25 protein-coding genes are annotated in these 25,698 nt (G+C 44.6%); 7 read left to right on the forward strand and 18 right to left on the reverse strand.

The annotated features are described in order from the left end of the window. Window positions 1-80 precede the first annotated feature (80 nt). The 4 genes from OZ660_RS11595 to OZ660_RS11610 are packed head-to-tail and all read right to left on the reverse strand — an operon-like array spanning window position 81 to window position 4,087. On the reverse strand, window positions 81-1,055 hold the full coding sequence (locus OZ660_RS11595; RefSeq protein ID WP_226432704.1) for an NADPH:quinone oxidoreductase family protein: 975 nt from the start codon (window positions 1,053-1,055) through the stop codon (window positions 81-83). 45 nt (window positions 1,056-1,100) lie between these two features. Then, window positions 1,101-2,159, reverse strand: coding sequence for a phosphotransferase family protein (locus tag OZ660_RS11600; RefSeq protein WP_274741012.1), 1,059 nt, complete (start codon window positions 2,157-2,159; stop codon window positions 1,101-1,103). 9 nt (window positions 2,160-2,168) lie between these two features. After that, window positions 2,169-3,389 carry an acyl-CoA dehydrogenase family protein gene (locus OZ660_RS11605; RefSeq protein ID WP_274741013.1) on the reverse strand — a complete coding sequence of 407 codons (1,221 nt, stop codon included), beginning with the start codon at window positions 3,387-3,389 and terminating at the stop codon, window positions 2,169-2,171. A gap of 11 nt (window positions 3,390-3,400) precedes the next feature. Further along, window positions 3,401-4,087 (reverse strand): histidine phosphatase family protein, encoded by a 687-nt coding sequence (locus OZ660_RS11610; protein WP_226432702.1) that lies wholly within the window; start codon window positions 4,085-4,087, stop codon window positions 3,401-3,403. A 328-nt stretch (window positions 4,088-4,415) separates the two neighbouring features. Here OZ660_RS11610 and OZ660_RS11615 point away from each other — a divergent pair, with 328 nt between their 5' ends. Further along, window positions 4,416-6,968, forward strand: a complete 2,553-nt coding sequence (locus OZ660_RS11615) for a TonB-dependent receptor (RefSeq protein ID WP_274741014.1) — start codon at window positions 4,416-4,418, stop codon at window positions 6,966-6,968. 29 nt (window positions 6,969-6,997) lie between these two features. Here OZ660_RS11615 and OZ660_RS11620 read toward each other — a convergent pair whose 3' ends face one another. The 3 genes from OZ660_RS11620 to OZ660_RS11630 form a co-directional block, all read right to left on the reverse strand. Further along, a complete protein-coding gene (locus OZ660_RS11620) occupies window positions 6,998-7,984 on the reverse strand; it encodes an XdhC family protein (RefSeq protein WP_274741015.1) in 987 nt (328 codons plus the stop codon). Window positions 7,985-8,001: 17 nt separating this feature from the next. Beyond that, window positions 8,002-8,640 (reverse strand): DsbA family oxidoreductase, encoded by a 639-nt coding sequence (locus OZ660_RS11625; protein ID WP_202261738.1) that lies wholly within the window; start codon window positions 8,638-8,640, stop codon window positions 8,002-8,004. 193 nt (window positions 8,641-8,833) lie between these two features. Next, window positions 8,834-9,613, reverse strand: a complete 780-nt coding sequence (locus tag OZ660_RS11630) for an SGNH/GDSL hydrolase family protein (protein WP_274741016.1) — start codon at window positions 9,611-9,613, stop codon at window positions 8,834-8,836. A gap of 88 nt (window positions 9,614-9,701) precedes the next feature. Between OZ660_RS11630 and hemN the strand changes: the two genes are divergently transcribed. Continuing rightward, on the forward strand, window positions 9,702-11,075 hold the full coding sequence (gene hemN, locus OZ660_RS11635) for an oxygen-independent coproporphyrinogen III oxidase (RefSeq protein WP_274741017.1): 1,374 nt from the start codon (window positions 9,702-9,704) through the stop codon (window positions 11,073-11,075). 1 nt (window position 11,076) lies between these two features. Here hemN and OZ660_RS11640 read toward each other — a convergent pair whose 3' ends face one another. The 7 genes from OZ660_RS11640 to moaB are packed head-to-tail and all read right to left on the reverse strand — an operon-like array spanning window position 11,077 to window position 15,620. Then, window positions 11,077-12,237 (reverse strand): ATP-binding cassette domain-containing protein, encoded by a 1,161-nt coding sequence (locus OZ660_RS11640; RefSeq protein ID WP_274741018.1) that lies wholly within the window; start codon window positions 12,235-12,237, stop codon window positions 11,077-11,079. Window position 12,238: 1 nt separating this feature from the next. Next, window positions 12,239-12,973, reverse strand: a complete 735-nt coding sequence (gene modB / locus OZ660_RS11645; protein ID WP_274741019.1) for a molybdate ABC transporter permease subunit — start codon at window positions 12,971-12,973, stop codon at window positions 12,239-12,241. Beyond that, entirely contained in the window at window positions 12,970-13,881 is a 912-nt protein-coding gene (gene modA / locus OZ660_RS11650; RefSeq protein ID WP_274741021.1) for a molybdate ABC transporter substrate-binding protein, read from the reverse strand. Before modA ends, modB begins: the two co-directional genes overlap by 4 nt. Then, the gene (locus OZ660_RS11655; protein ID WP_274741022.1) at window positions 13,881-14,372 is read right to left on the reverse strand and encodes a molybdenum cofactor biosynthesis protein MoaE; all 492 of its coding nucleotides are present in this window, start codon (window positions 14,370-14,372) and stop codon (window positions 13,881-13,883) included. The genes modA and OZ660_RS11655 overlap by 1 nt, the downstream gene beginning before the upstream one ends. 2 nt (window positions 14,373-14,374) lie before the next feature. Beyond that, the gene (locus tag OZ660_RS11660; RefSeq protein WP_274741023.1) at window positions 14,375-14,623 is read right to left on the reverse strand and encodes a MoaD/ThiS family protein; all 249 of its coding nucleotides are present in this window, start codon (window positions 14,621-14,623) and stop codon (window positions 14,375-14,377) included. Between the two features lie 14 nt (window positions 14,624-14,637). Then, window positions 14,638-15,117, reverse strand: a complete 480-nt coding sequence (moaC, locus tag OZ660_RS11665; protein WP_274741024.1) for a cyclic pyranopterin monophosphate synthase MoaC — start codon at window positions 15,115-15,117, stop codon at window positions 14,638-14,640. Beyond that, window positions 15,114-15,620 (reverse strand): molybdenum cofactor biosynthesis protein B, encoded by a 507-nt coding sequence (gene moaB / locus OZ660_RS11670; RefSeq protein WP_274741025.1) that lies wholly within the window; start codon window positions 15,618-15,620, stop codon window positions 15,114-15,116. Before moaB ends, moaC begins: the two co-directional genes overlap by 4 nt. Before the next feature lie 125 nt (window positions 15,621-15,745). Here moaB and OZ660_RS11675 point away from each other — a divergent pair, with 125 nt between their 5' ends. Together OZ660_RS11675 and OZ660_RS11680 are read left to right on the forward strand one after the other, a co-directional pair. Then, window positions 15,746-16,495: a HesA/MoeB/ThiF family protein gene (locus OZ660_RS11675; RefSeq protein ID WP_274741026.1), complete on the forward strand. Its 750-nt coding sequence runs from the start codon at window positions 15,746-15,748 to the stop codon at window positions 16,493-16,495. 49 nt (window positions 16,496-16,544) lie between these two features. Then, a complete protein-coding gene (locus OZ660_RS11680) occupies window positions 16,545-17,663 on the forward strand; it encodes a succinylglutamate desuccinylase/aspartoacylase domain-containing protein (protein WP_202261748.1) in 1,119 nt (372 codons plus the stop codon). 82 nt (window positions 17,664-17,745) lie between these two features. Here OZ660_RS11680 and OZ660_RS11685 read toward each other — a convergent pair whose 3' ends face one another. Next, complete coding sequence (locus OZ660_RS11685) at window positions 17,746-20,136, reverse strand: zinc-dependent metalloprotease (protein ID WP_446698982.1); 2,391 nt, start codon at window positions 20,134-20,136, stop codon at window positions 17,746-17,748. Between the two features lie 373 nt (window positions 20,137-20,509). Between OZ660_RS11685 and OZ660_RS11690 the strand changes: the two genes are divergently transcribed. The 3 genes from OZ660_RS11690 (at window position 20,510) to OZ660_RS11700 (ending at window position 23,278) form a co-directional block, all read left to right on the forward strand. Beyond that, window positions 20,510-20,743 carry a YdcH family protein gene (locus tag OZ660_RS11690; protein WP_274741027.1) on the forward strand — a complete coding sequence of 78 codons (234 nt, stop codon included), beginning with the start codon at window positions 20,510-20,512 and terminating at the stop codon, window positions 20,741-20,743. Between the two features lie 60 nt (window positions 20,744-20,803). Continuing rightward, complete coding sequence (locus OZ660_RS11695; RefSeq protein ID WP_274741028.1) at window positions 20,804-22,018, forward strand: aminotransferase class I/II-fold pyridoxal phosphate-dependent enzyme; 1,215 nt, start codon at window positions 20,804-20,806, stop codon at window positions 22,016-22,018. Between the two features lie 84 nt (window positions 22,019-22,102). Beyond that, window positions 22,103-23,278 (forward strand): saccharopine dehydrogenase family protein, encoded by a 1,176-nt coding sequence (locus OZ660_RS11700; RefSeq protein ID WP_274741029.1) that lies wholly within the window; start codon window positions 22,103-22,105, stop codon window positions 23,276-23,278. Between the two features lie 49 nt (window positions 23,279-23,327). On the opposite strand, the gene OZ660_RS11705 is transcribed toward OZ660_RS11700, so the two are convergent. The 3 genes from OZ660_RS11705 to OZ660_RS11715 form a co-directional block, all read right to left on the reverse strand. Further along, window positions 23,328-23,924 carry a cupin domain-containing protein gene (locus OZ660_RS11705; RefSeq protein ID WP_274741030.1) on the reverse strand — a complete coding sequence of 199 codons (597 nt, stop codon included), beginning with the start codon at window positions 23,922-23,924 and terminating at the stop codon, window positions 23,328-23,330. Between the two features lie 124 nt (window positions 23,925-24,048). Next, window positions 24,049-25,233: an NO-inducible flavohemoprotein gene (hmpA, locus tag OZ660_RS11710; protein WP_274741031.1), complete on the reverse strand. Its 1,185-nt coding sequence runs from the start codon at window positions 25,231-25,233 to the stop codon at window positions 24,049-24,051. Window positions 25,234-25,319: 86 nt separating this feature from the next. After that, window positions 25,320-25,589, reverse strand: a complete 270-nt coding sequence (locus OZ660_RS11715) for a hypothetical protein (RefSeq protein ID WP_274741032.1) — start codon at window positions 25,587-25,589, stop codon at window positions 25,320-25,322. Between the last annotated feature and the right edge of the window lie 109 nt (window positions 25,590-25,698).

The following is a 25,698-nucleotide window of genomic DNA, read 5'->3' on the forward strand; positions in this document are numbered from 1 at the left end:
GCAAAACATACGGATGCGTCAAACATCTAACTATTAGTATGTCATAAACTACTATGACATAAACATGCATAACGCCCAGTTTAAGGCACTATCACCATCTTGCCTTTTACTTCGCGGTTCATGACTTTAGCCATGGCTTTTGTGGCTTGTTCAAGAGGTAGTGCCTCGTCAACGACAACTTTCACTTTGCCCTGCACGTACCATGTCAGCAGTTCTTTCATATTGTCGGCAAACCCTTTGGGGTCGTGTTGAGTGAATGAACCCCAAAAAACACCCATTACCGAATAACCTTTTACTAGCGCTAGGTTGACAGGGAATTTAGGTATTTCGCCACCCGCAAAGCCCACTACCAGCAAACGTCCTTCCCATGCCATACTGCGGCTACATGCATGGAACGTGTCACCGCCCACACACTCATACACCACATCAGCACCTTTACCGCCAGTCACTTCCTTAAGCGTCTCTTTTAAGTCTTTCTCTTTGTAGTTAATTAGGATATCTGCGCCGTGTTCTTTCGCCAAAGCCAACTTTTCTTCTGTTGAACACACCGCGATAACCTTGGCTCCCATAATTTTACCAATTTGCACCGCAGCCAAACCCGTGCCACCAGCGGCACCAGTAACTACTAAGGTTTCGCCAGGCTGAAGCTTGGCTCTTTGCTTTAACGCGTGGTGCGCAGTTGCATGGGCAGTAACTAGCGCCGCGCCCTCAGTAACATCAATGGGATCGGGTAACGGCATTACGTGTGTAGCAGGAATTAATGCTTTTTGTGCGTATCCTCCTAGATTGGATAACGCGATGACTCGCTGCCCTTCTGCTAAATGTGAGACGCCTTCACCTACTTCAGCTATGGTACCGGCTACTTCGTTGCCGGGTATAAACGGGAAGTCAGGCTGCATTTGATACAAGCCTTGTACCAAAAGGCCATCGGGAAAGTTAACACCTGCCGCTTGCACGTTAACAACAACATGGCCTTTCTTAACTACCGGATCAGGTACATCTTTACATTGAAGTTCATCAATTGGGCCAAAGGCTTCACATACGATTGCTTTCATGTTTTCTCCCTACAAATTTAATGCGCTAATTGCGCTCATATTCTGTTATGCATCTTGATGTATGGTTTGATTCGCTATTTGCGCCAGTGGGCGCACCATTGCACCTAATTGCATTGCCTTTTCACTCGATGCATTTCCGTCATGGGCGCGCTTTACCACGCCCTGCAAAATAGCCGCTAAACGGAAAAAGCTAAAGGCAAGATAAAACGTCCAATTTTCAATGCCAACGATACCTCTTCGCTGGCAATAACTTTCGATATACGCCTTTTCGCTTGGAATGCCTAACGCAGCCCTGTCTAACCCACCTAGCCCAGCGGCATGAGCAATATCACTGGGCAAGCGTAGCTGCATACATTGATAAGCAAGGTCGGCATAGGGGTGACCCAACGTAGAAAGCTCCCAGTCGAGTACGGCAACAACATGCGGGTGAAGTGCATCGCTCATGTCAAACATCATATTGTCTAGACGGAAATCGCCATGTACCAACGACACCTGACCATCGTCTTGTGGCAAGTTGTTCTCTAGATAGGTAATAAGCGATTCAATCTCTTCTATATGCTCAAGTTCTGAAGCGCGATATTGCTTAGTCCAACGACTTAACTGACGTTCAAAGTAGCTTCCTGGCTTACCATAATCTGACAGTCCTGCCTTTTCTATATCCACACTGTGAAGTGCTGCCAACACCCGGTTCATTTCATCGTACATCGCTGTGCGCGTCTGTGTTGATTCAATTTCCGGCAGCGCACTATTCCAATAAATGGCCCCATCAACAAAGGCCATAATATAAAACATACTGCCTATTACATTGATGTCTTCGCACAAGTGATACGCTTTAGGTACCGGGACATCACTTCCCTGCAGCGCGTTAATAACACGAAACTCTCTATCAACCGCATGAGCAGACTTAAGCAACTTGCCCGGCGGCTGGCGACGTAAAACAAACACCCCCTTGTCAGTAGTAAGCTTAAACGTAGGGTTAGACTGGCCGCCAGCAAATTTGTCAGCGGCTGTAGCGTGCCCCACCTCTGGGCACGCCGTTGATAAGTATTCGTTCAGCGCAGATAAATCAATGGCATGCGCCGCTTTTGCGGTTTCCTTAGACACACCTTCTCCTTATGCGTTCTTTTCTGCAATCAGGTTACGGCCTAACTGCATCATATGCACTTGGTCAGGGCCATCTGCCAGCTTTATGGTACGAGCATAGGCGTACATCGCCGATAATACAAAGTCCTGACTTGTACCTGCTGCACCATGCATTTGAATAGCTTCATCAATAACATTGCAGGCCATGGTGGGCGCAACAATTTTAATGGCTGCAATTAAGTCGCGAGATATCTTGTTGCCATAGCGGTCCATTTTATCTGCCGCTTTTAACGTAAGTAGCCTTGCTTGCTCAATGTCACAATACATTTTGGCAATGCTTTCTCTTACAGACTGCTGCTTGCTTAATGGTTTACCAAAGGCAACGCGTTGTTCAACGCGTTCACACGCCATATCAAGCGCGCGTTGCGCACAGCCAATAAGACGCATACAGTGATGAATACGACCCGGTCCTAAACGACCCTGCGCAATCTCAAAACCGCGGCCTTCACCTAACAGTAGATTTTCAGCAGGCACACGTACATCTTCAAACAACACTTCCGCATGCCCAACAGGCTCATCGTAGTATCCCATCGCGGACATAGGTCGTACTATGGTCACTCCCTTTGTATTCATGGGCACTAAAATTTGAGATTGCTGCTGATGGCGGGGTGCATCGAAGTCAGTTTTTCCCATCACCACCATGATTTTGCAGTTCTCATTCATTGCACCACTGGTATACCATTTACGCCCGTTGATAACGTATTCATCACCATCACGCTTTATTGACGTTTCAATATTCGTTGCATCGCTTGACGCAACAGCAGGCTCGGTCATGGCAAACGCTGAACGTATCTCGCCGTTTAATAAAGGCTCTAGCCACTGCTTTTTGTGTGCATCGCTACCATATTTTGCAAGCACTTCCATATTGCCGGTATCTGGTGCACTACAGTTGAAAATTTCTGAACTAAACAACACACGCCCCATTTCTTCACACAGTGGCGCATACTCAGCATTGGTTAAACCCGCGCCATACGGCTTATACTCTTCAGGTAAGAATAAATTCCATAACCCTGCATCTTTCGCTTTTTGCTTTAGCGTTTGCATCATTTCAGGTGTTTTCCAGCGCGCATCGCCACTGGCACTCTCTACCGCATGAATATATTCCTTTTCGATGGGATATACTTCCTGCTCCATGAAAGCTCTCAATTTTTCTAAGAGCGCTTGTGTCTTGTCGTTGTATTCAAAATTCATAACGGCCCCATTTAGCTATAGGTAATGGCGTGTAACCTGTCTATCACATCTAAGTGAGGTACACTGTTGAAGTTATTTAAATGTATACCTCGCGGATTAGCGAAGCATTGTGAAAAGCTGGCGTTGCGGATCTGCAAATTCATATCAACGACTTTCGCATCGCTGTAGCCCAATATTTGTTTTAACATCATGGCAATAGCGCCACCGGAACTGACAACCAATATACGCTTCGCATCCAACTGCTGAAGTTCGCCTAATACGTTACTTACTCGCTGCTCAAATGCTTTCCATGTTTCATCAAGGTGGGCATGTTCTAGGGCATCCTGAGACCACGCTAGCATTGCTTTTTTTAGTAAACGGTAATATTCAGAAGACGAAGCCCCTTCTGGCACTTTTTCGTCAGGAAAGCGATGCAAATATGCCTTTGCAACTGCTTGAAAATTAAATTCATTCAACCCACTATTTACGATTGCCTCTGGCAGTTTATGAGAGTCAGAAGCAATACCTGCGGCTATCCCCTCTTTTGTTTCTTGATGTCGGACCATGTCCCCCATGAACACCGCATCAAAAGTAACATCACGGTGTTTGAAATAGTCGCCAAGCCAGTGCGCTTGCTGAGCGCCTAACTCACTGAGTTTGTCGTAATTTGCTTTTCCAAAAGAGGCTTGGCCGTGGCGCACCAAATAGATATCTGTCATTCAACGCCCTGATGTTATCAATTTGTTAAGTAATAAAACCATACTAAGGAAAGTTGAAATATAAGTTTAATTGATATTTTGAATAGGTGTGCATCATGTGAAACTATGAAAGTCGCGATTCATCGGTTACTTGTTGTTGTATTCGACACGATACGTACAAAATTTGACATGTTTGCGTCAAATTCGTGCAATAAGGATAGCGCCTAATGTATATTTACTGCGCACACAAACTGGTTTTCGTGAAATTCCCACGATTTTACTTATGGAAAAGGCGTACTCGGTCGCGAATCTAAGGCGTGAACGGTTATGCAAATTAAAAAGAAAAACAATGAAGTTATCGACTCACCCTACAGTAATATTTGGCACGCTTTCATGCTGCTTACTCTCACTACCAAGTGCAGCTCAACAACAAAATATCGATGAAACCGCTACGCTTGAACGCATAGTAGTTCAAGCGCAGAAAACGCCACAAAATCTACAAGCTATTCCCGTGGCCGTTACCGCACTCTCAAACGAGGACCTAGTACAAACAGCATCTCGGGACATTTTTGACTTGCAAAATTACGTTCCAGCATTTGCCGCTTTTCAAAGCCAAAGTGTGACTAATTCTGGTTTCTCTATACGCGGCATTGGAACATCGGCGCAGAATTTCGGCTTTGAATCGTCTGTCGGACTTTATGTAGATGGGGTGTATCGTTCAAGACAAAATGCGTTAATAAATGACTTAGTTGACATAAGTGCGGTAGAGATACTGAGGGGACCACAAGGCACCCTCTTTGGCAAGAACACAGCTGCTGGTGCTATGACAGTAACCTCTGTTGCTCCAAGCCATGATGGGCACAACGGCTTTGCGGAAGTCATGTTGGGTAATGATGATTTGCTAAGACTAAGTGCTGCCTCGTCGTTTTCGTTGGTCGACGATGTGTTGGCGCTGCGTTTCTCAGGCTTTACTACCCAAAGTGACGGTTTTATCCAAGAAGAGGTATCTGGCCAAACGCTCAATAATCGCAACCGTTCAGCTATTAAAGCCCAAGTGCTTTATACCCCTAGCAACACTATTAGTATGCGGCTAATTGCTGATTATGGAGAGTTAGACGAGCGGTGCTGTGGTGCGCTTACTTATCAAAATAACCTTCAAGCAAACGATGTCACAGGCAAATTTGGCACCGATGCCCTATTATCTCAACCACCGTTTAACGCAACGATTTACAGTAAGAACCAATTCTTTGACTATAAAACATCGTTATCGCAAACGCCTTTATCTAAAATGGAAGACAAAGGCATTTCATTGCAAGTTGATGTTGAGTTAGATGAAAAATGGGATGTTGTCAGTATTTCTGCCTATCGGGCTTTTGATAGCCTAGATACCGTTGATACTGATTTTTCTAACGCCGACTTACTTACCGCGACGAACGATGCGAGGCAACAATCATTTTCTCAAGAATTGCGATTACATTTTAAAAGTGACGCTTTACAAGCAATACTAGGCGCATACTATTTTACACAAAACCTCGACCTCACCTTCGACACTACAACCCAAAGTGATTTCCCATCATTTTTTAATGCTGTTGGCAACGAACTATTACCGTTAGCTAACGCTATCAATCAATTAAGTAACTTAAGTGGTGGCTTAATTGCGCCGGCAGCTATGCCTGCACCTGCGAATACTGCATTTAGGCATAATGCTGACCAAGAGCAAGATAGCATTGCTTTATTCGCCCAAACAGACTGGACAATTACAGATGCATTTACACTCACTACCGGGCTTCGCTTCACGCACGAAGAAAAGCGCATTGACGGCGAGTACTTTGAGCAAGGCCCTGAAATAAATGGGCTACCACAAGACCCTGCTCTGTGGCCTAACGTACCATTAGCAATACAGGGCCTTGACGCAATTGGTAACGCACTCTTGAGTGGTAACATACCGTCTAGCGACGCATTATCAACTATTGAACCTTTTCAGCAAGCCGGATGGGGGTATTTCTTTTTAGGATCTGCAGCGGTGCTACCTCGACCTGCACTGGATGCGCGTATAGAAGATGATCAATTAACCGGTACGCTCAAACTTGCTTACACGCCTTATGAGAACATACTCACCTACACAAGCGTGGCGACAGGTTACAAAGCGGGAGGTACAAATACAGACCGTATTTTGCCATCGCTCGACCCGTTATTTGATGCGGAAAAATCGCGTAGTGTTGAAATAGGCATAAAACACGATTTTCCGCAGTATGGTCTGCGCATAAATGCAGCCGCTCACTACACGCGCATTAGTGATTTTCAAGCGACAACGTTCACAGGGAGTGGCTTTAATCTGCAAAACGCGGGGGATATTGTAATAAAAGGTCTTGAAGTTGAGACTACGTGGCTTATTACAAGCGATACAGAGCTTCATATTAATGCGGCACGTACCCTCGCACGGTTTGATGAATTTGAAAAAGGTACATGTTGGGTGGCTTATACATGGCATACTGAAATCGATGATCCGGGTCGTCAAACCCCTAGTGCTCCTTTCTGTTCTCGCAAAGGCGACCGCGTGGGTTTTGAACCAGAAAATACATTGACCATTATGCTAAATCACCATTTTTCCTATGACAGTTTACTGTTCGTAGCAAGTGTTGATTATCAATATACGGGCGATGTGTTTTTAGACGATGCCAATGATCCATACAAATATGCGGGTTCTTATGGGTTGTTCAATGCTCGATTAAGCATGCAAATTCCACAATGGGATAGTGAAATTATTGCGTGGGCACGAAACGTGTTTGACGAAGAGTATGTCGCCAGAAGCGGATTTGATGTGCCTGTGCAAACAGGAAAAATAATGGCTTATCCGGGTGCACCTAAAAGTGTTGGTGTCACGTTCAGAAAGCGCTTTTAAACGCGCTTTCTGAAATGGTGTTGGCACATTTACGACTTCATTAAATTCGCTGGTTTACCATGAAACACAGCATGGCATTGGGACACTACCGACAGCGCTATATGCTCGGGCAGTTCACCACCAATATCAAAGCCTGCTGGGCTGGCGAAATGGTGACAAAAATCCGTATTTTCTATCTCGGCGAGATCAATTATCTCTTGTTTTCTGTGTAATGGTCCGAGCATAGCCACATAAGTAAGTTGATGCCCACTCAATACTTTGAGTGCTTTAGCATCAACTTCTCTGTGATGCGACATAAGCACTGCGGCCTGAATATTGTGCTCAGCCATATGTAATGACAAGCCCTCTGCACTGGTATCGTCGATGAGATAGTTCACAGTTGGGAAGTGTTCCACTCGCGCCTGTGCTGGCCTTGGATCCCATAAGCTCACTAGCCAACCTTGATGATTAGCAAGTTGTGCCATAAATGTAGCGTCATACCCACCACCAATAACTAACAAGTGAACAGGCGGTTGCATAGGCACACTCAACACGTGTTCGTCATTCAACACCGCTTTACTTGGCAATTCGTTGTCTTGTTCAAAGGCAATACATACGCCTTTTGTGCCCGCTACATTCGTTTGCCATTGACAATGCAGACCAGCACAAAGTCGTTTATTAACCTCATCCAAGGCAAGATAGCCATTTGATGCGTTAAGCGGAACAAGTGCTAGATAGACCACACCGCCGCAACCAACGCCAAGCTTAAAAGCAATATCCTCTTCATCTTCATCGTCATAAACTGCTGTTCGGCTAACGCCATCAGTCATTACACGGTGAGCTTTTTTTACAATATCACTTTCCAAGCAGCCGCCGCTTAGTATTCCTAACTGATGGCCAGCGTCACTAAATAACATCATAGCGCCCGCTTTGCGATAGCAAGAGCCCTCTGTTTTATAGATAAAGCCCAACACCCATTTATGCTTGTCTTTAAGCGCAGCCCACTGGTTAAGTAAGTGATTTATGTGATTACTCATACACGCCCTGTCAAATATTACTGTGCGTTTGCCGCTTGTTTAATAAACGCAGCAAGCGTTTCAGGTTCTTGCGCGCCAGCTACACCTTGATTGCCAATAACAAATGTAGGTACGCTCTGCACACCGCGTTGAAGCCACAAATTCTCTTCTTGTCGCACTTGTTGTGCATACTGTTCTAACATTAATACTTCTCGTGCGCTGGCTGGCTCTATCCCAACTTGAGTAGCTTCTTCAACCAACACATCAATATCGTTAATATTTTTACCCTCGGTAAAATACGCTTTAAACAAGCGCAGTTTCATCGCCTCTTCGGCGCCTAGCGATGCCGCAAAATGAATAAGTTGATGCGCTTTAAACGTGTTTTGCATTCGACTGTCGTCAGAAAAGTTAAATGCAAAGCCCAATGCTTCACCCGCTTGCACTAACCTTGCTCTGTTGTCTGCGCTTTGCTGCTCACTGATGCCGTACTTTTCCATTATGTGTTCACGCAAGTTTTGCCCTGCTTGGTCCATATTGGGGTTTAACTCAAAGGGATGAAACTTGATGTCTACTTCTATGCCGTCGACAAGTTTTATGGCCTTTTGCAGACGTTCATAACCCACGATACACCATGGGCATACCACATCCGACACCATATTAACCGTTACTTTTTGCATGCTCACTCACTTATTGGAAACCAACGCATTTTACGTGGTATGAATTCACCGCGTTTGCTCAGCTTTAGAAAAAGCTAAACATCGCAAACTGTACTACATCACAACATAAGGTTACAAAAAGAAACTTCAAGTGTTTCGAGGCATTCAGCGACAAATAGTACAAAGTACGGGGCAAATTTACCCTTATTTACTTTTACGCCCCACTTTCATCTTTAATCATCAACTGCACCACTTGATTTGCCCAAACGGCGTAACCTTTACTCGATGGATGGAAGCCGTCTTCTGCCATCAACCCACTGTCTTTCATCGACCTTGCTGCCGAGCCTTGTTCCATTATGTTGATACGCAAAATTTGTGCGCTATCACTTTTCGCAATATAGCGTTGTAACACTTTGTTAAAAAGGTAGGCACGAATCCCTAATATTGTGCGCAGAGGTTGCGGAATAACAGGAAACAAATGCATCGGCGGTAAAGCGGTGAAAATAATACTTTGGCAATTGAACTTGTGCTTAAGCAACGATGCCACACGTTCTATGTTTATTCGCCACGCGTTTAAAGAGACAAATTTAGTCACATCATTTACGCCCATTGACACCAGTGCTGTGCAATAAGACTTTGCTGGAATTTGTGTTAACAAATTAACGACATCGTCACTGGTGAGCCCAGTGGTTGCGTGTAATGACACGCGTGAAAGCAGCCCTTTGGGCGCTAAATGTGAAATACGGCCACTGAGCGCTTCATCTTGAGATTTTGCACCTACGCCGGCTGCTGCGGAATCGCCCACTATCATCAACGTTCTCTTTGCCATTGAGTCAGAGCAGTGCAGCAAGTCAGTGTTAAAATCATACTCACGCTGTCCTTCAGGTTCGGGTAAACGAAGCGCCTTTTTTCTCACCCATATCGCTTGTATCCCAAGAATTGGCATCAGCAGTAAAATGAATGCGTTTAGCACCAAAACGTTGAAGTAGATCAAAGCCCCTCTCCATTATTTGTATACACTATTCACAGGTTTGACCCTGTGACTCGCCTACCCTATTACCAAGTGCAAAAAGATTACTAAGATGACAACACTACAACACAAAGACAATACACAATCTTTTATTACGAAATATGCTCAACATGCGCCACGGTATACTTCATATCCTACCGCATTAAAATTTGAGCCCATCGACAGTGACCTTTTGACACTTGCAAGTGACTCAAGCACCACAAATGAATTAAGTTTGTATGTTCATATCCCTTTTTGTAAAACGCTTTGCTATTACTGTGGCTGTAATAAGTTAGTCACTCGCCATAATGAAAAAGCTGACGACTATCTGGCTTATTTAGAAAAAGAAATGGTCGCAAAACAGGTAATTTCTGCCAACAAAAAGGTGGTTGCACTTCACCTCGGCGGCGGCTCCCCCAGTTTTCTAAGCGCGACACAACATACGTTTTTGATGTACATATTGAAAAAGCATTATGCTTTTTCCGCTGACGCAGAACTCTCTATTGAATTAGATCCTAGAAACGTAGACGCCGCTTATCTAAAAACACTTAAAAACCTTGGGTACACGCGATTAAGTTTTGGCTTGCAGGATACTGACTACAAAGTACAACATACAATCAATCGTGTGCAAAGTACTGCTCATATTGCCGATTTAGTCTTTGAAGCACGAACACTCGGTTTTAAGTCCATAAACCTCGACTTAATTTACGGTTTGCCCAACCAAACCCGCGATACCTTTAAAACCACCATTGCGGCAACTAAAGCCATGCAGCCAGATAGGATATCGCTGTTTAGCTACGCGCACTTACCAGAACGTTTTGCAGCTCAACGCAAATTTGGTGACGAAATACTCCCAAGCGCAGAACTGAAAGCAGAGCTGTACAACTTTGCAGTAGATAGCTTTAAAAGCGTAGGCTACGAGATGATTGGACTAGACCACTTTGCAAAGTCGAGCGACACCCTGGCAATAGCCAAAAATAAAGGGGAGCTGCACAGAAACTTTCAAGGATACACTACCCACGGTGGCAGCGATTTACTTGGTATAGGTGTGTCGTCAATAAGTACAATAGGTAATGCGTTTGCTCAAAACCCCAAAGCATTAAAAGAATATTATGAACGTTTAGACGCCAACCTACCAGCTGCCACCATAGGGTTAACACTGAGTCTAGACGACCTGATTCGCCGCGATATTATCTCAAGCTTAATGTGCAATCTTGCTTTAAATAAGCGCGCTGTCGAAGACAAATATGCGATTAGTTTTGATAACTATTTTGCTGACGCATTGGAAAACCTATTACCCTTAGAAAAAGACGGACTCATTGAATTAGGCAGTGAATGTATTTATGTGCCCGAGCATGCTCGCATTTACATACGTGCGATTTGCGCGCGCTTCGATGCTTATTTGAATACAGATGCTGTGCTGACGCGGTATTCTAAGGCTATTTGACCTAAGCCAGTTTAAAGCGTGCGATTACCTGCGTGCCTACAGCTAAATTTAGGCGCTTCAAAGACATTACGCTAATACTTGCATAAATAAACTGAGTCACGCCGCTGTGATATGAAGTGGGATGGCTATTTTCGTCAATAGCCAAGGTAAGTAATACCTTCCCCTTTTTCATTGCACTTTCGTTTGGCGCTTCAGCATTTGGCATTTCTGTTATAGCGGTGATAGTGCATTTAAGCGCATTAAGTATACTGGAAGTCGTGTTTTTGTCGATTGCCTGCGTATTAGTATCAACACTCACATCGCAGGCTTTAACAGCAAAACGAACCCACTTTTTTTCACTGGGCCACTTTTTGTCACTAGGCTTCTCTCGATGATCAAGCGCATTTTCAGGCGCAATATTGTCGCGACATACGTAAACTACTGTGTCACCCATCTCAACGCCTACAATACCAGTATCAAACGCGCCGTTTGTAGCATTATCACAGAGGTCGTCGGCCAGCACCCCACATAACATCGCAGTAGAACTCTCGACTTCGCCTTTCGACACATTGTGTTCAATTAGCGCGTTTATATTACCTTGAGCAGCAATTGCACCATCGGCAACATAGAGCATTTCGTCACTAAACAGGGCCAAATCATCGAGGTCGTGAGAAATGACCATACAGATCAAGTCTTGCTTGTCGCAAAGCGATTTAAGGAAACGATAGATTTTCCGGCGAGTGTTGACATCGATGGCACTTAACGATTCATCTAGCAACAAGACATCAGGCCCATTAACAAGCGCGCGGGCTATGGCCACTCGTTGCGCTTCCCCACCAGATAGCGTTGACACATCTTTGTCAATTAAATGCTCACAACAACAACCCTTTAGCGCTTCAGTTATCTGCATAGCATTATCTGAGGCGTAGCGCGTTGCCAACGCAAAATTCCCCCTAACATTAACGTGGGGAAACAGCATGGGCTGCTGGAATACTATACCTATTTTGCTAGTACGCCCGCCCCAATCTACGACAACATTAGACTTTGGCTCAACACCTGCTAGCGCGCGCAACAAGCTACTTTTTCCTGCGCCAGAGGGTCCTGTAATACCAACAAAACGTACCGTTTCATTAAACGAGACGTCTGCAGTAATTCGCGAAGGTAGTGTTACGGAAAATTCCATGCTAGCGAGGCTTATACCGAGACGTCGATTGCGCGTTATTATTGGAACCACCAAGTTTGTCGCCGTTTAAGCGATAAAGAGCAGCGAGCAATAAAAACGAAAAGACTAACAGACTAAACGAAAGCACATGGGCCTGCTGATACGCCAGCGACTCCACATGCTCATACAAGGCAATTGACAAAACCTGAGTTTCGCCCGGTATGTTGCCACCAATCATCAACACCACCCCAAATTCACCAATGGTGTGTGCAAAACTTAATGCGAAGGCGACCAATATTGGCGTCTTACACATAGGCACTACAATTTTGATAAAACATGATAGCGGAGAAAAACCCATCGTTGTCGCTACTTCCAAATAGCGTTTATCTAACTGAGTAAATCCGCTATACAAAGGTTGTAGAGCGAAAGGTAAAGAGTAAATAAGCGAGCCTAACACTAAGCCTTCAAAGCTAAATGCAAGGGTTTGCCCAGTTAATGCTTGCCAAGTTTGTCCAAGCCCACCCTGAGGTGAGAATGCAATCAACAAATAGAACCCAAGGACTGTGGGTGGCAACACCAGAGGCAAGGCAAAAATTGCCATAAACAATGGTTTAACTCGGCCTTGCCAGTTGGCTAGCCACCAAGCCATAGGCAAAGTCAAAAGCAACAAGATGACACTTGTTACTAATGCAAGCTTGAGCGTTAACGCGATAGCATCCAACATTGAGGGTGTAAAATAGTCCAATACTTCAGTCATTTTTGTACTAGCTCTACTTCAGGAGGGCCTACAATGTCGGTCTTCTTTGCGGGCAAATATCCCCATTCATTTAGCTGCGCTTGTACTTTGTCAGACAAAAGGTACTGAACAAATAAATTACTAGCAGACACTCTCATTAGCGCGTCACTTTTATTGAAAGGTAGCTCGTTAAACCTATTCGGAACAAGTTGTGCTTTTACCCTACTGTTTATTGCTAATGACTGCACAATGGGTTTGTGCAATGAAGACGGTACTAAAAATGTACCTATATTTTTATCTTGCTCCTGCATCACGACTGGTGTCAGCGAGTATGCAACAAAGGCCCCGCTTACGTTATTCGTGGTAAAAAACTGATAAGTTTGAAGTACATTTTTACCTATTACACGGTGCGTTTGCATATCATTGTAGAGATTCAGGGTGTCTAGCACGTCTTTTGCTGCATCGCCATAGGGTGCAAGTTTTGGGTTAGCCATAGCCACCTTTCCCATAGACATGGCTGACAATACTAACTCAGATAATGCATCTGGCACTTGTGTAAAATCAGACGTTCGATACACAAAAGCAAGCTGCCCCTGTGCGTAATTAACAACATTTTCTGTATGCACCACCCCACTTTCAGCCAAAGCGATAGGGCGCTGCCTGTCTGCAGATAAAAAAACATCAAACTGTGCACCGTGTTGCAGTTGTGCGTATAGCGTTCCACTCGATGACACGGTAATCCGCGTTTCAATACCCGTTATCTGTGAAAACTGGTTAGCAAAGAACTGCAATGGCTTAGCGAAGTTAGCAGCTACCGCCACATTGAGTGTATCAACACTACGCTCTTCTGCTGAGAAAACAGGCTTACCCAGCAATAGCATTGCCAAAATAGCGGTTAGAAAAATGGCTGCGGTTAAAAAGCGACTCATTACTTTTCATTTGCTCGCGGGGTTTCACGCATCCATTTCAACGCGGCTTTGTCATCAGACGCCTTGGCTTCAACCCATGTCGCAGAATCACCTTTAAACTCCTTTTTCCACAGTGGAACCGACTGTTTGAGCATGTCCATTAAAAAGTTAGCCGCTTCAAACGCGGCTTGTCTATGCGGTGCAGCAGCCCCTACCCATACAATCTGTTCATTATTATACAAACGTCCGACCCTATGCACCGCGCCTGCACCGTTTAACGAAAAACGTTCACAGGCTTGTTCAACAAGCGATAGCAATGCCTTTTCAGTCATACCTGGATAATGTTCTAGTTCAATGCCTTCAATATCGCCACTATTGTTAAAATCGCGCACTAAACCAGTAAAGGTAACAATGGCTCCCGTGTTACCAGGCGCAATTGTGAGAGAATATTCAACGAGTTCATTGTACAGCTCGTCAAAGGCGAAGTTATCTTGTTGAACGCGTGCAAACACTGCTAGCCTCCTGTAACCGGTGGGAATAGTGCAATTTCATCACCATCTTCAATTACAGTACTCGCATCGCACAATTGTTGGTTTCGTGCGGTTAGTACGCTGCCAGATAACGCTAAATCCCATTTTTCGCTTCGTTGGCTCAACATCTTAATGAGTTCGCCAATGGTAACGCCCTTATCCACCGAAAGCGTAATGCTGTCTTCGTTGGTTATTTCACGAGTTTGTGCAAAGGTTTTTACGGTAATGTGCATGTTCTACTCGTTCGCTATTGATCGTTGGTCCAGTGACCAGTTTTGCCACCTTTTTTGTTTAGTACACGAATGCCTTCCATATGCATCGACGGGTCAATCGCCTTGCACATATCGAACAAGGTGAGCAAGGCCACGTTTACCCCCGTCAACGCTTCCATTTCCACACCTGTCTTGCCGCTTAACTTGCAATAGCAAGTCGCTTTTATACGGCTATTTTGGCTATCCACATCAAAATTGATATCGACCTTCGACAACGCTAGAGGGTGACACAAGGGTATTAAATCGCTACATCGCTTCGCCCCCTGAATGCCTGCAACACGAGCCACGGCGAACACATCCCCTTTAGCAATTGTCGCTTCGCTGATTTGCGTAATTACTGACGCATTGACATACAAATAACCTTCTGCAGTTGCTTCTCGTTTAGTAACAGCCTTATCACTGACGTCAACCATATTGGCCTCGCCGCCAGCATTCAAGTGGCTAAAGGCACTCATGCTTGCACCAGATGTTTTACAAAATTACACGGCTTAAAGTCAGCGTCGAGCTGGCTGGCAATGATCTTCTCCCACGCTGTTTTGCAGGCGCCAGTGGAACCAGGCAGGCAAAATATAACGGTATTGTTTGCAAAACCAGCAATTGCACGAGACTGGATAGTCGACGTTCCAATCTCTTGAAAGCTAATGTGACGAAAGAGCTCACCAAAACCATCCACTTCCTTATCGAAAAGCACACTAATTGCTTCTGGTGTTGAGTCGCGATGCGTAAAACCTGTTCCGCCAGTAATTAATATTGCGTGAACTTCGCTATCAGCAATCCACTGCGAAACAACGGCTCTTTGCTGATATATGTCGTCTTTAACTAATGCACGATCTTTAAGCGTGTGACCTGCTGTCACTAGAGCATTTTGCAGATAATCACCTGATTTATCGGTGTCTAGCGTTCGGGTGTCCGAAATAGTAAGAACAGCGATATTGAGAGGTTGGCTAACAACTGACATATAAAATCCTAATTTGATATGCGACATTTTGACAGGTTTTGCTAAAGTACCCGCACAAAATACTTATTGGTTACCACTTTATAGGGGTGCATACCATGAATTCAACATTTAAGTTGGCATAACCTATGTCACAGGCAATATCTCATCATCAGGCAATGCGATACAATCGTCACATTGTTCTGCCTAAAATTGATTTAGACGGTCAAGAAGCACTGCTAAATGCACATGTTTGTATCGTCGGTGTTGGCGGATTAGGCACCGCCGCAGCAACCAGTTTATGTGCAAGTGGAATAGGCAACATTACTCTTATCGATTTTGATAAAGTGGAAAACACCAATTTGCACCGTCAGACGCTATTTAGTGAAGCGAATTTGGGAGAGAATAAAGCGGTTGCTGCCAAAGCCCGCTTATTGTCACTTAACAGTGAGTGCAATATTACCACTGTAGAATCACCATTTTCTGAGGCACACCAAGACTGCATTATAAATGCAGACATTGTATTAGATTGTACTGATAACACCGATAGTCGAGATCTTATCAATACGATGTGTTTTAGACACAATACCCCATTAGTTTCAGGTTCAGCCATTCGTTTTGAGGGGCAGCTGTTTGTTGCAATCCCGGGTAAAAGCCGTTGCTACGGCTGCTTACGCACGCTCTTTGCTTCGCCAGATTTAAGCTGTGTAGAAGCCGGAATTTTCTCGCCAGTTGTGAATATCATAGGTACATACCAAGCCATGCTCGCCATGCAAATTGTCATGCAATTTGAGGATATTCCCATCAATCAACTTATTACCTTTGATGGTTTGCAGCACCAGTGGCAACAATGGACGTTACCGGATAATTTATCATGCGAGCTATGTAAGCCACGCTAATAATGCGTAAACAGAATTTTAATAAAACGACAGAATTCAGGTTTAATTCATGACAACGCAAGTAGTTAAAAAACACATGGTCGTGGCGCAAAACGCCTCGGGTCGTAATATGAACGTACCTATCTACAGAATGAAAGGTACAAGGCCCGGCCCTACGGTTTATATTCAAAGTTCTATTCACGGAGCGGAAGTTCAGGGCAACGTTGTAATCTATCATTTGATACAACGCCTAAAGCAGATGGATATCTGTGGTGAAATAATATTGGTCCCCAACTGTAATCCCATCGGGACCAACATCAAAGCGGGTGAATATACTCTCGGTCGCTTCGACCCAGTAAACGGTACAAATTGGAATCGCGGCTATTTTTTTGACAAGGAGGCCGTTGCACATTTTGCTAAAACGGTGACACGAGAAGAGTCAATCGATGGTATTAAGCAACGCTTCCGTGCTCATTTAAGCCGCGCCATTGACAACAAGCTTGCGCAACCGTGGGGACTAGGTCTTGCACAGCAGCTCAACTTGAAGTTGCAACAAATGGCGGTTAATGCCGATTATGTGCTCGACTTACACAATGGTCCGGTTTCGACAAGACACGTTTATATCCCTGAATATGCGAAAGAAAGCGCCAGTCTGTTTAATATTCCCCATTGCATTTTTATTCCAAACGTTTTTGCTGGTGCGTTAGATGAAGCCACCTTCTGTCCATGGTGGACTTTGCAAGACTGCATTAGTGAAAACCTTGGTCGTGACGTTAATTTCAGCGTTGAAGCCTTTACCCTTGAAATGGGAAGCCAAGAAGTCATCGATTTTAAAGAGGGTGATATTGATGCCACCAGTATCCTTAGCTATTTAAACGCTAAAGGGGTGCTGCACGAATGTGACATATCGCCTAAACCCATGCCTCGGTTAGGCGTTTACTTGAAAGATTACAAAACCATGTTCACTGACTGGGGGGGCATGGTTGAATACATTGCCAAGCCAGGTCAAATTGTCAAAAAAGGCGAGCCGTTAGCGCAAGTGCTTAACATAGACGACTTGGATACAGATGAGGGCAGTAGGACATTGTATGCCCCCTGCGATCTTATCCCCATTTTGCATTTCCCTTCAGCGTCTGTGTTAAGTGGTACACAGCTGTATAAAGTGTTCACCAATTATGTCGAGCTTTAACGAATAGACAATGGCAACATGCCGCTAGTAACTCTAGCGGCATGTTCTTATAACGATTGGTACACTAACCGAATGACGCTTATCAAATAGGCGACCCCGGTGGTAATGGCTCTACGTCAAACCCACCATTGTATTCTCCGTACTTCCAGTAGGTTTTAAATTGGTCGTAGATCACTTCATAACGCCCGTCATCAGCTTCATTTTCGAGCCACTGAGTAAACTCGACTAGTGCATCTTGTGCAGCCAACTTCACTTCAGGGGCAAGCGCTTTATCTTCAACCGCGCGCATTATTGCATTTAGCGCGACTAATTTGAGACGTTCGTCCAACGGACTCGCCGATGATGACTTATACCAGTGAACGGTCAAAATTTGTTTTACCAACAATGTGACGTCCACCTTTCGACGACGGTCTTTACTGTTATGCGCTTGCCATTGCAGCCTATTTAATCGCTCTGGGTGAAGCAGTAACTCAAGCGCAAAGTTGGCCGCAGAACCAGCTGCAGACACAGGATCTAGCATCAACCCCATCTTGCCTTTAAAGTGCTCACGCGTAATATCGTCACCGTAGGCGCTAGGTGGAATAAGGTTTAACACCGATTGCGGCAACTCCAAGTACTGCGATGTCGAAGCGTTAATAAGTTGTTCCATGGCACGCTGTTGCACAGAAGGCGCTACAAACTGCTGCCCTTGTGGTGTGGTGTAATCACCTTTTCTTTCATATTCATAGTGCAGACCACCCACTTGTTTTGCCACAGCTTCTAATTGATAGCGATGGAGCAAATAGATAGGTACCAAAGCATTTTCTAGCGATGAAAGACTGCTGCCTTCAGGTAAGGTATTAAGCCCCAAGTTAGACAATGCAACGCGGCGAATAGCTGAAATTTCGTCAAATGCCGTTAATGGATCGCTGCCATTTTCCCACATGTGTCCGTTAGATGAACCGTGGCGTGAACTACGAGTATCAGAGTCTGATTTAAACTTAAGTCCTTTATTTCGCGCTTGTACAATCAGTTTTGCAAGACCCTCAACTTCAACGGCATCCTGAGCGTTGCTGCTTCCAAAGTCTTGGTAACCATATGCAACAGCATGTTTATCCCATACACCTATGCCTTTATCATAGGCATCGACAAGTGACACTTTTCCGTCAATTAAACTAATTTTGGGATGGGGATAATCCATTACAGATGCGCGGTCGTTTTCACTGGCGGCAAAGTTATGTGCAATACCTAATGTATGCCCTACTTCGTGAGCAGAAAGTTGCTTTATTCTATCAAGCGCCATGGCCTGTTGTGCTGAGGTGTCAGTATTACCGTCGCTAAATGGACTCGTGAGACCGAGTGCAATTAGATAGTCCTGCCGCACTCGCAGCGACCCCAATGTGACATGACCTTTAATGATTTCCCCCGTTCTAGGGTCGACTACTGATGAGCCATATGACCAGCCACGCGTCGCCCGGTGCACCCAATTAATCACGTTATAGCGTACATCCATTGGGTCAGCACCTTCAGGAAGAACTTTTACCTGGAACGCATCTTTATAGCCTGCTGCTTCAAAAGCCTGATTCCACCAACTCGCGCCTTCTTTTAGTGACGACATAACCGGCTCGGGAATACCTGGGTCGAGGTAGTACACGATTGGCTCAACGGCCTCGCTCATTGCCGCATGCGGTGACTTTTTGTGTAAACGATGGCGAGTAATAAAGCGCTGCTCAGTAGGTTCGCTAATAGGTGTTGAGTAATCAAAGTACCTAAACTTCCAATAACCAGAGTAAGGATGATATACACGCGGCGTGTAATTATCATCTGGCAAGGCCACAAAAGAATGGTGAAGGTGCACCGATACACTCTCTGCATCCGGCGTTACCTGCTGCAAATAATCACCCGGTGACTTCCCAGCAAAGGTGACTAATGCTTCAAGCTCTGTGTTTTTTACAAAACCTTTCGTCTTTGGCAAATAAACGCCACTGCGCGTTTTATCCACGCTAAAGTTGCCTTGATTAGTACCTGCCAAACGGTTTGAGATGCCATGAATATCGCTTAGTAAAAATGGCGTGTAATCAATCAAGTTAGCAGAGTCGTTTTTAGCCACTATCGTAAAGCCGGCAATAACTGAATCGGCAAACGCTTCATCGATACTTTGCTTTTCCGCCTCACTACCACGCGTTGCGCGAAACTCCGTGTTGTGTTGTTTGAGCAATACTTTATTACCAAAGCGCTCAAAGCTAATCAACCGCGTTTGCCCTAACTGTCCGCGATCTAATCCAATATCATTAGACCCAACACCATAAGGCATACTACTTTGGAAAAGAAATTGCGCGTTATTATTGGGCACGGCTAGGTAGATTTTGTCTTCATTGCTACTGTAATAAAGGGGGATCAACCCACTTTTTTCAGTCATGCCTTCAGTGAATTCAGCGATAGTTGGCGTTTGTGCATACGCCTTAGGTAGAAGAGAAAACATACAAACCAGCATTACCGTAAATAGCTGTAACAGACGCCTTATGGGTAATAGCATGCGGTTTGTAGGACTAAAAGCATGCTTTATATGCAGCATTAGTAGGTTCCTTATAGTTTTTTTTTAAACGCTAAAGCATTAACGTACATCTACTCCACTCTTCTTTCAAAACGTCAATTTGACATTGTTAAACAACAAGTTGAGTCAGTTTGTATTAACACCTGCTTTAGCCTAACCCAAGATATGCCATTTGCCTATGACCATTCATCGCAACGATTATCAATAAAAAAGTGAAACTCCATCAATCACAATCATCATTTTCAAAAAATCATAAACTGCTAGTTTAAATAAGGTCTTAACTCATGTATTTACAACAGTTCAGGAGCTTATTATGTTAGGCGAAAACCACTCTCTTTTGTGCGACTTTCCTCAGCACAAAGACACCATTAATCAACTTAATGCTACAGATAATGAGTTTGCTGAGCAGGCAAAACGCTATCATGCGTTAGATGAGGAAATCAGGCAGCTTGAAGAATTAGGCTCGCCAACAACCGATGAGCATCTTCACGCCTTAAAACACGACAGAGCCGCGCTAAAAGACGTGCTATACCAAAAGTTGAAATAACGACTCGGGCTCGTGGTAGTCTGTGCAGTAGCGATTAACTTTCCGCATTAAGGAATAAACGTGAAATTTGCAACACGCGCTACTGCTATATCTCCCTTTCTCGCCATGGCCTACGGTGAGAAAGCAACAGAGCTTGAACAACAAGGTCATAACGTTATACGTCTTAATCTTGGCGAGCCTGACTTTGGTGCGCCAGACGCAGTACTTGACGCTTTAAGCACATCGTTGGACAAACCAGACTATCCGTATACGTCGGCGCTTGGCTTGCCACAACTCCGTCAAGCGATCAGTAACTTTTATCTTGAGAAACATCAATGCACTGTTTGCCCAGATACTATTGTGGTAACAGCGGGGGCGTCGGGCGCGCTTCTCCTTGCCAGTGCAGCCCTTGTAGAAGAAGGTGACAATATTCTATTGGGCGACCCCTCATATCCGTGCAATCGTCGTTTTTTAAATGCATTTGGTGGCGATGTCACCCTTGTCCCCACCCGCGCAGAGGATAATTTCCAACTAACTCTCAAAGACGTTCAATCATATTGGAAGTCCAACACAAAAGGCGTGCTCATTGCCACCCCGGCAAACCCAACCGGCACAGCAATTAAAAGTGATGAACTCGCGGCCATAGCGCGCTACTGCCAACAGCATAATGGTTTTTTGATTGTCGATGAAATCTACCTTGATTTGGCATTTGAGCAGTCGGGAAGTGTTACTAATGCGTCCCCTAAGGAAGGTCTCCAAACCATTCTTAAGCACACAGATTTTCGAGACACAGTAATTGTGGTAAACAGCTTCTCGAAATACTTTGGCATGACGGGGTGGCGTTTAGGTTGGTGTGTTGTCCCGCCTGCTATGCTGCCAATAATGGAGCGATTAGCGCAGAATTTATTTATATGCCCATCTACATTGTCGCAAAAAGCGGCGCTCGCGTGCTTTACTCCGCAAGCTCTTGCTCAGTGTGAAGCAAATCGCGCGACGCTTAATGCGCGTGCTCGCCTGGTGTTTTCGGCTATTGAAAACATGGGCTTAGCAATTGATGCCATACCAGAAGGTGCATTTTATGCCTATATTAATATCGAAAAAACAGGCCTTAAGGCCACCGCTTTTTGTGACCAATTACTGGCAGATTTTCACGTAGCATTAACCCCTGGCAATGATTTCGGCAACCACCGCGCCGATAGCTATGTACGCTTGTCTTTTGCCACAAAGGAATGCCAATTGACCGAAGGATTGCGCAGAATCTCAGCGTTTGTCAGTCGCCTTGAAACGGTTTCATGAATACACAAACATTACCTAAAAAAATGATACACCTACGCGCTTGTGCGTATATTGAAAGAACGTTGAGAAAAACAGGACAAAACAATGAGTAATGAGCGTGAATTTGATGTCGTTATTTTCGGTGCGACTGGCTTCACCGGCAAGTTAGTGGCGGAATATTTTCAATCGCAGTATGGCAATAATAACAACGTAAAATGGGCAGTCGCTGGGCGAAATGAAAGCAAGCTTAATGATGTCAAAAAAGAACTAGGCATAGGTGATAGTGTAGCGAGTATTGTAGTTGATGGCGACGATGCCCAAGGGTTAGCTGCCATGACTAAGCGTACTCAAGTCGTACTAACTACTGTCGGCCCTTATCAAATTTACGGCGAGAAATTACTCAGCGCCTGTGTTGACAACGGCACTGGTTATACTGATTTATGTGGTGAGCCTGCTTGGATGCACCAGATGATTAACAAGTACGAAGACAAGGCAAAAGTAAGTGGTGCCAACATTGTCTTTTCGTGTGGTTTTGACTCAGTGCCTTTTGATTTAGGTGTTCACTTTTTACAATCGCATGCTAAGGCAAAAACCGGTGACGTGATTAACTATGTCAAAGGCCGTGTGCGTGCAATGAAAGGCACCTTTTCAGGCGGTACAGCGGCAAGCCTTAAAGCGACAATGGCAGCCGCTCACAAAGACAAGTCTATTATGGCTGCACTTATCAACCCATTTTCATTGGCGGGCAACGAGGCAATTCAACCTCAACCCGATGGCAACAAACCCTATTTCGATGAGCAACTTGGTACGTGGGTTGCGCCTTTCATCATGGCCGCTATTAATACCAAAAATGTGCACCGCTCTAACTACTTGAGCCAATACGCCTATGGTAAGTCGTTCCAATATGATGAGATGATGATGACAGGTCCGGGCGAAAAAGGCGAAGCCATGGCCAAGCATGTCGCACAAGACAAGTCGCTTGCTAGCGATGATGGCCCAAAACCTGGTGAAGGCCCCAGCAAAGAAGAGCGAGAAGCGGGTTTCTATGATGTTGTGTTCGTGGGCACTGCGGTCAACGGTGAGATGTTATCAGTATCGGTAAAAGGCGACAAAGATCCAGGCTACGGCTCTACCAGCAAAATGATTGCTGAGTCAGCACTGTGTTTATGTAAAGACGTTGATTTAAAAGGCGGTTTCTACACCCCTGCTTCGGCGTTAGGCGACAAATTAATAAGTCGCTTAGAAGCCAACGCAGGTTTAACCTTTAAAGTTGAAAACTAAGTTCCAACTAGACCAAAAGGGACAAGCTTTTCTTGTCCCTTTTAATTTTCTAAGGGTTCGGCTGGAGTAAGGAAAGTGCTGATGCTGGTAGCTGACTCATATCGATTTTCACTCCAAGTTTTTCAGCCTCTTGAGCGATAATCCCCCCCACCTCTTCTGGTGTAGCTCCATTCGCATCCATTACTGCATTTTGGACTGCTTCAAAAAACATACTAAAATGTCCTGGTGCGACGAACACAAGTAGATGAGCAGGCTCATCATAAGGGTTCCAAAAGCCATGTTGGTTCATACGTGGTAGCGACGCTACTGTACCGCTTTTTGCCACAACCTCTTGTTTTCCATTAAGGAAATGCACCGTACCATCCAAAACAACAAATATTTCGTCTTCATTTTCATGTGTATGAGGTGGTGCCCCTAAACTCTTTGCAGGCAACACTTCTTCGAAAAGAGCCACATTCGAAGGAAGATCATCATTAGACACGTGGTGGTAAATGGGCCTGCCGTTGTAATCTACTGACCTTCCCTCTCCTAGCTGCGAAAACTTGGGTGTGTACTGAGGTGATTTAGCTCCGTGTTCATGGGCAAGCGCAGCACTTAAAAACATAAACAGTGATGAGACCAAAGTAACCTGAACGAATTTACGCATCGCAATTATCCTTAATCATTATTGTTTTTTTAACACCTATTAGTAATAGACGAGTTCGTAATAACACGCAATAACGGGGCACTTCTTTGAGAAATGCCCTTCTTATACTTTCAATACACGTTAGCTAGAGCCCTTCATGGGGTCCGAACACTTCGTAATGAATACGTGAATCGCAAACGCCGTTTGCATGCAGTTGCGACTTTATAAAAGTCATAAATCCAACTGGACCACAAATATAAAAATTCGCTTCTTCAAACGGTAGTGCAATAGCGCTCAAGTCAACAAGGCCAGCTTTAACCCGTTCACTGTCATTGCTTTCTTTGTGTTGATACCAAGTGAAATTAGGCCACTGATGTTCATTACAAATAGCGGAAACACGCTCAACGAACGAATGCTGAGAGCGGTTTTCACAGGCATGTATAAAGGTTACAGCACAAGTATTGTTCTTTAGATGCAGTGTTTCCAACATTGCCATCATGGGTGTGACTCCCACACCAGCAGAAATAAGCACTACTGGCTTATCATCTTCTGATAAGAAAAAGTCTCCCCTTGGTGCATACAGCATTACTGTATCGCCTACACTAACGTTGTCATGAAGGTGAGTCGATACTACGCCACAAAAAGGGACAGACTCTCGCTTAACTGAAATGCGATAGTGTGATGTGCGCATAGCATCTGAAAGCGAGTATTGTCTAATTTCACGGTATTCATTATTTTTTGGCTCAACTTCCACAGCGATATATTGCCCCGCTTTATAACCTATAATGGGCAATCCATCTTTCGGTGACAGTTCAAAACTTGTGACCAACGATGATTCATCTTGCTTTCTTGATACCACAAAGGGGCGTTTACCTTTCCAACCGCCTTCTTGTTGCGCGGTAGATTCATACAAGGTAGCTTCTTTATCAACAAACAAATTAGCTAACTGGATGTATGCGTTGGCCCATGCACTTTCAATTTCAGGTGTGAAGTCAGCACCTAGCAGCTCGCGAAATGTCTCTATCAAATGATGTCCCACTATGTCGTAGTCACCGGGCTGAATATGTAAACTCGCGTGTTTATTTGAAATACGGTTAACAGCATGCTCTAGAACAGCAACATTATCTAAGTGATTTGCATAGGCCACAATAGCGTCAAACAGTGCTGTTTTTTGCTTCCCTGTTTTTTGATTGGTCATATTAAATGTATGTTTTAACTCTGGGTTGTGTTTAAACATACGTGCATAGAAATGTTCGGTAACTGCAGTGCCCGCAGCATTTAGAACGGGGATAGTGCTCTTCACAATTGTTATGTCTTGCTGAGAAAGCATAACGTGCTCCTTTTAAAGTTGTAGAATGATGTAATGTGCAATGAATGTCGTAAATACGGCGCGATAATTAAGAGAAGGGAGTATGCTTAAAACGTCTCTTTGCCCAGGCTGTGCATACCGATACAGCGCACGACATAGCCCACTTTAAAAAAGCCCGCGCTAATAATGGTTAGCATGTGTGCAAGCACCTGATAGAACAACGAAAAGTATTCTTCTACGCCATACGCCAACACTATGCACCCCAAAAATATTACTAAGTTGACCGCCAGCAAGATGTTGCCAGCAGTTACACACTTATGGGCTTGAGTGACGGTGAGTACGCTACAGTTTTCTGTCTGATTGATAGGTTGATACACGATGCGACTCCTTCTTTTAATTAACGTTAACCGCCTTGTTGCGACCACGTTTACAACTGGACAAATCAAGTTAAATGCCACTTTTTATATTGATAAAAATCAGAATCTT

Origin of the sequence: Alteromonas sp. 009811495 (assembly GCF_028865455.1) — a bacterium.
Lineage (GTDB): Bacteria > Pseudomonadota > Gammaproteobacteria > Enterobacterales > Alteromonadaceae > Alteromonas.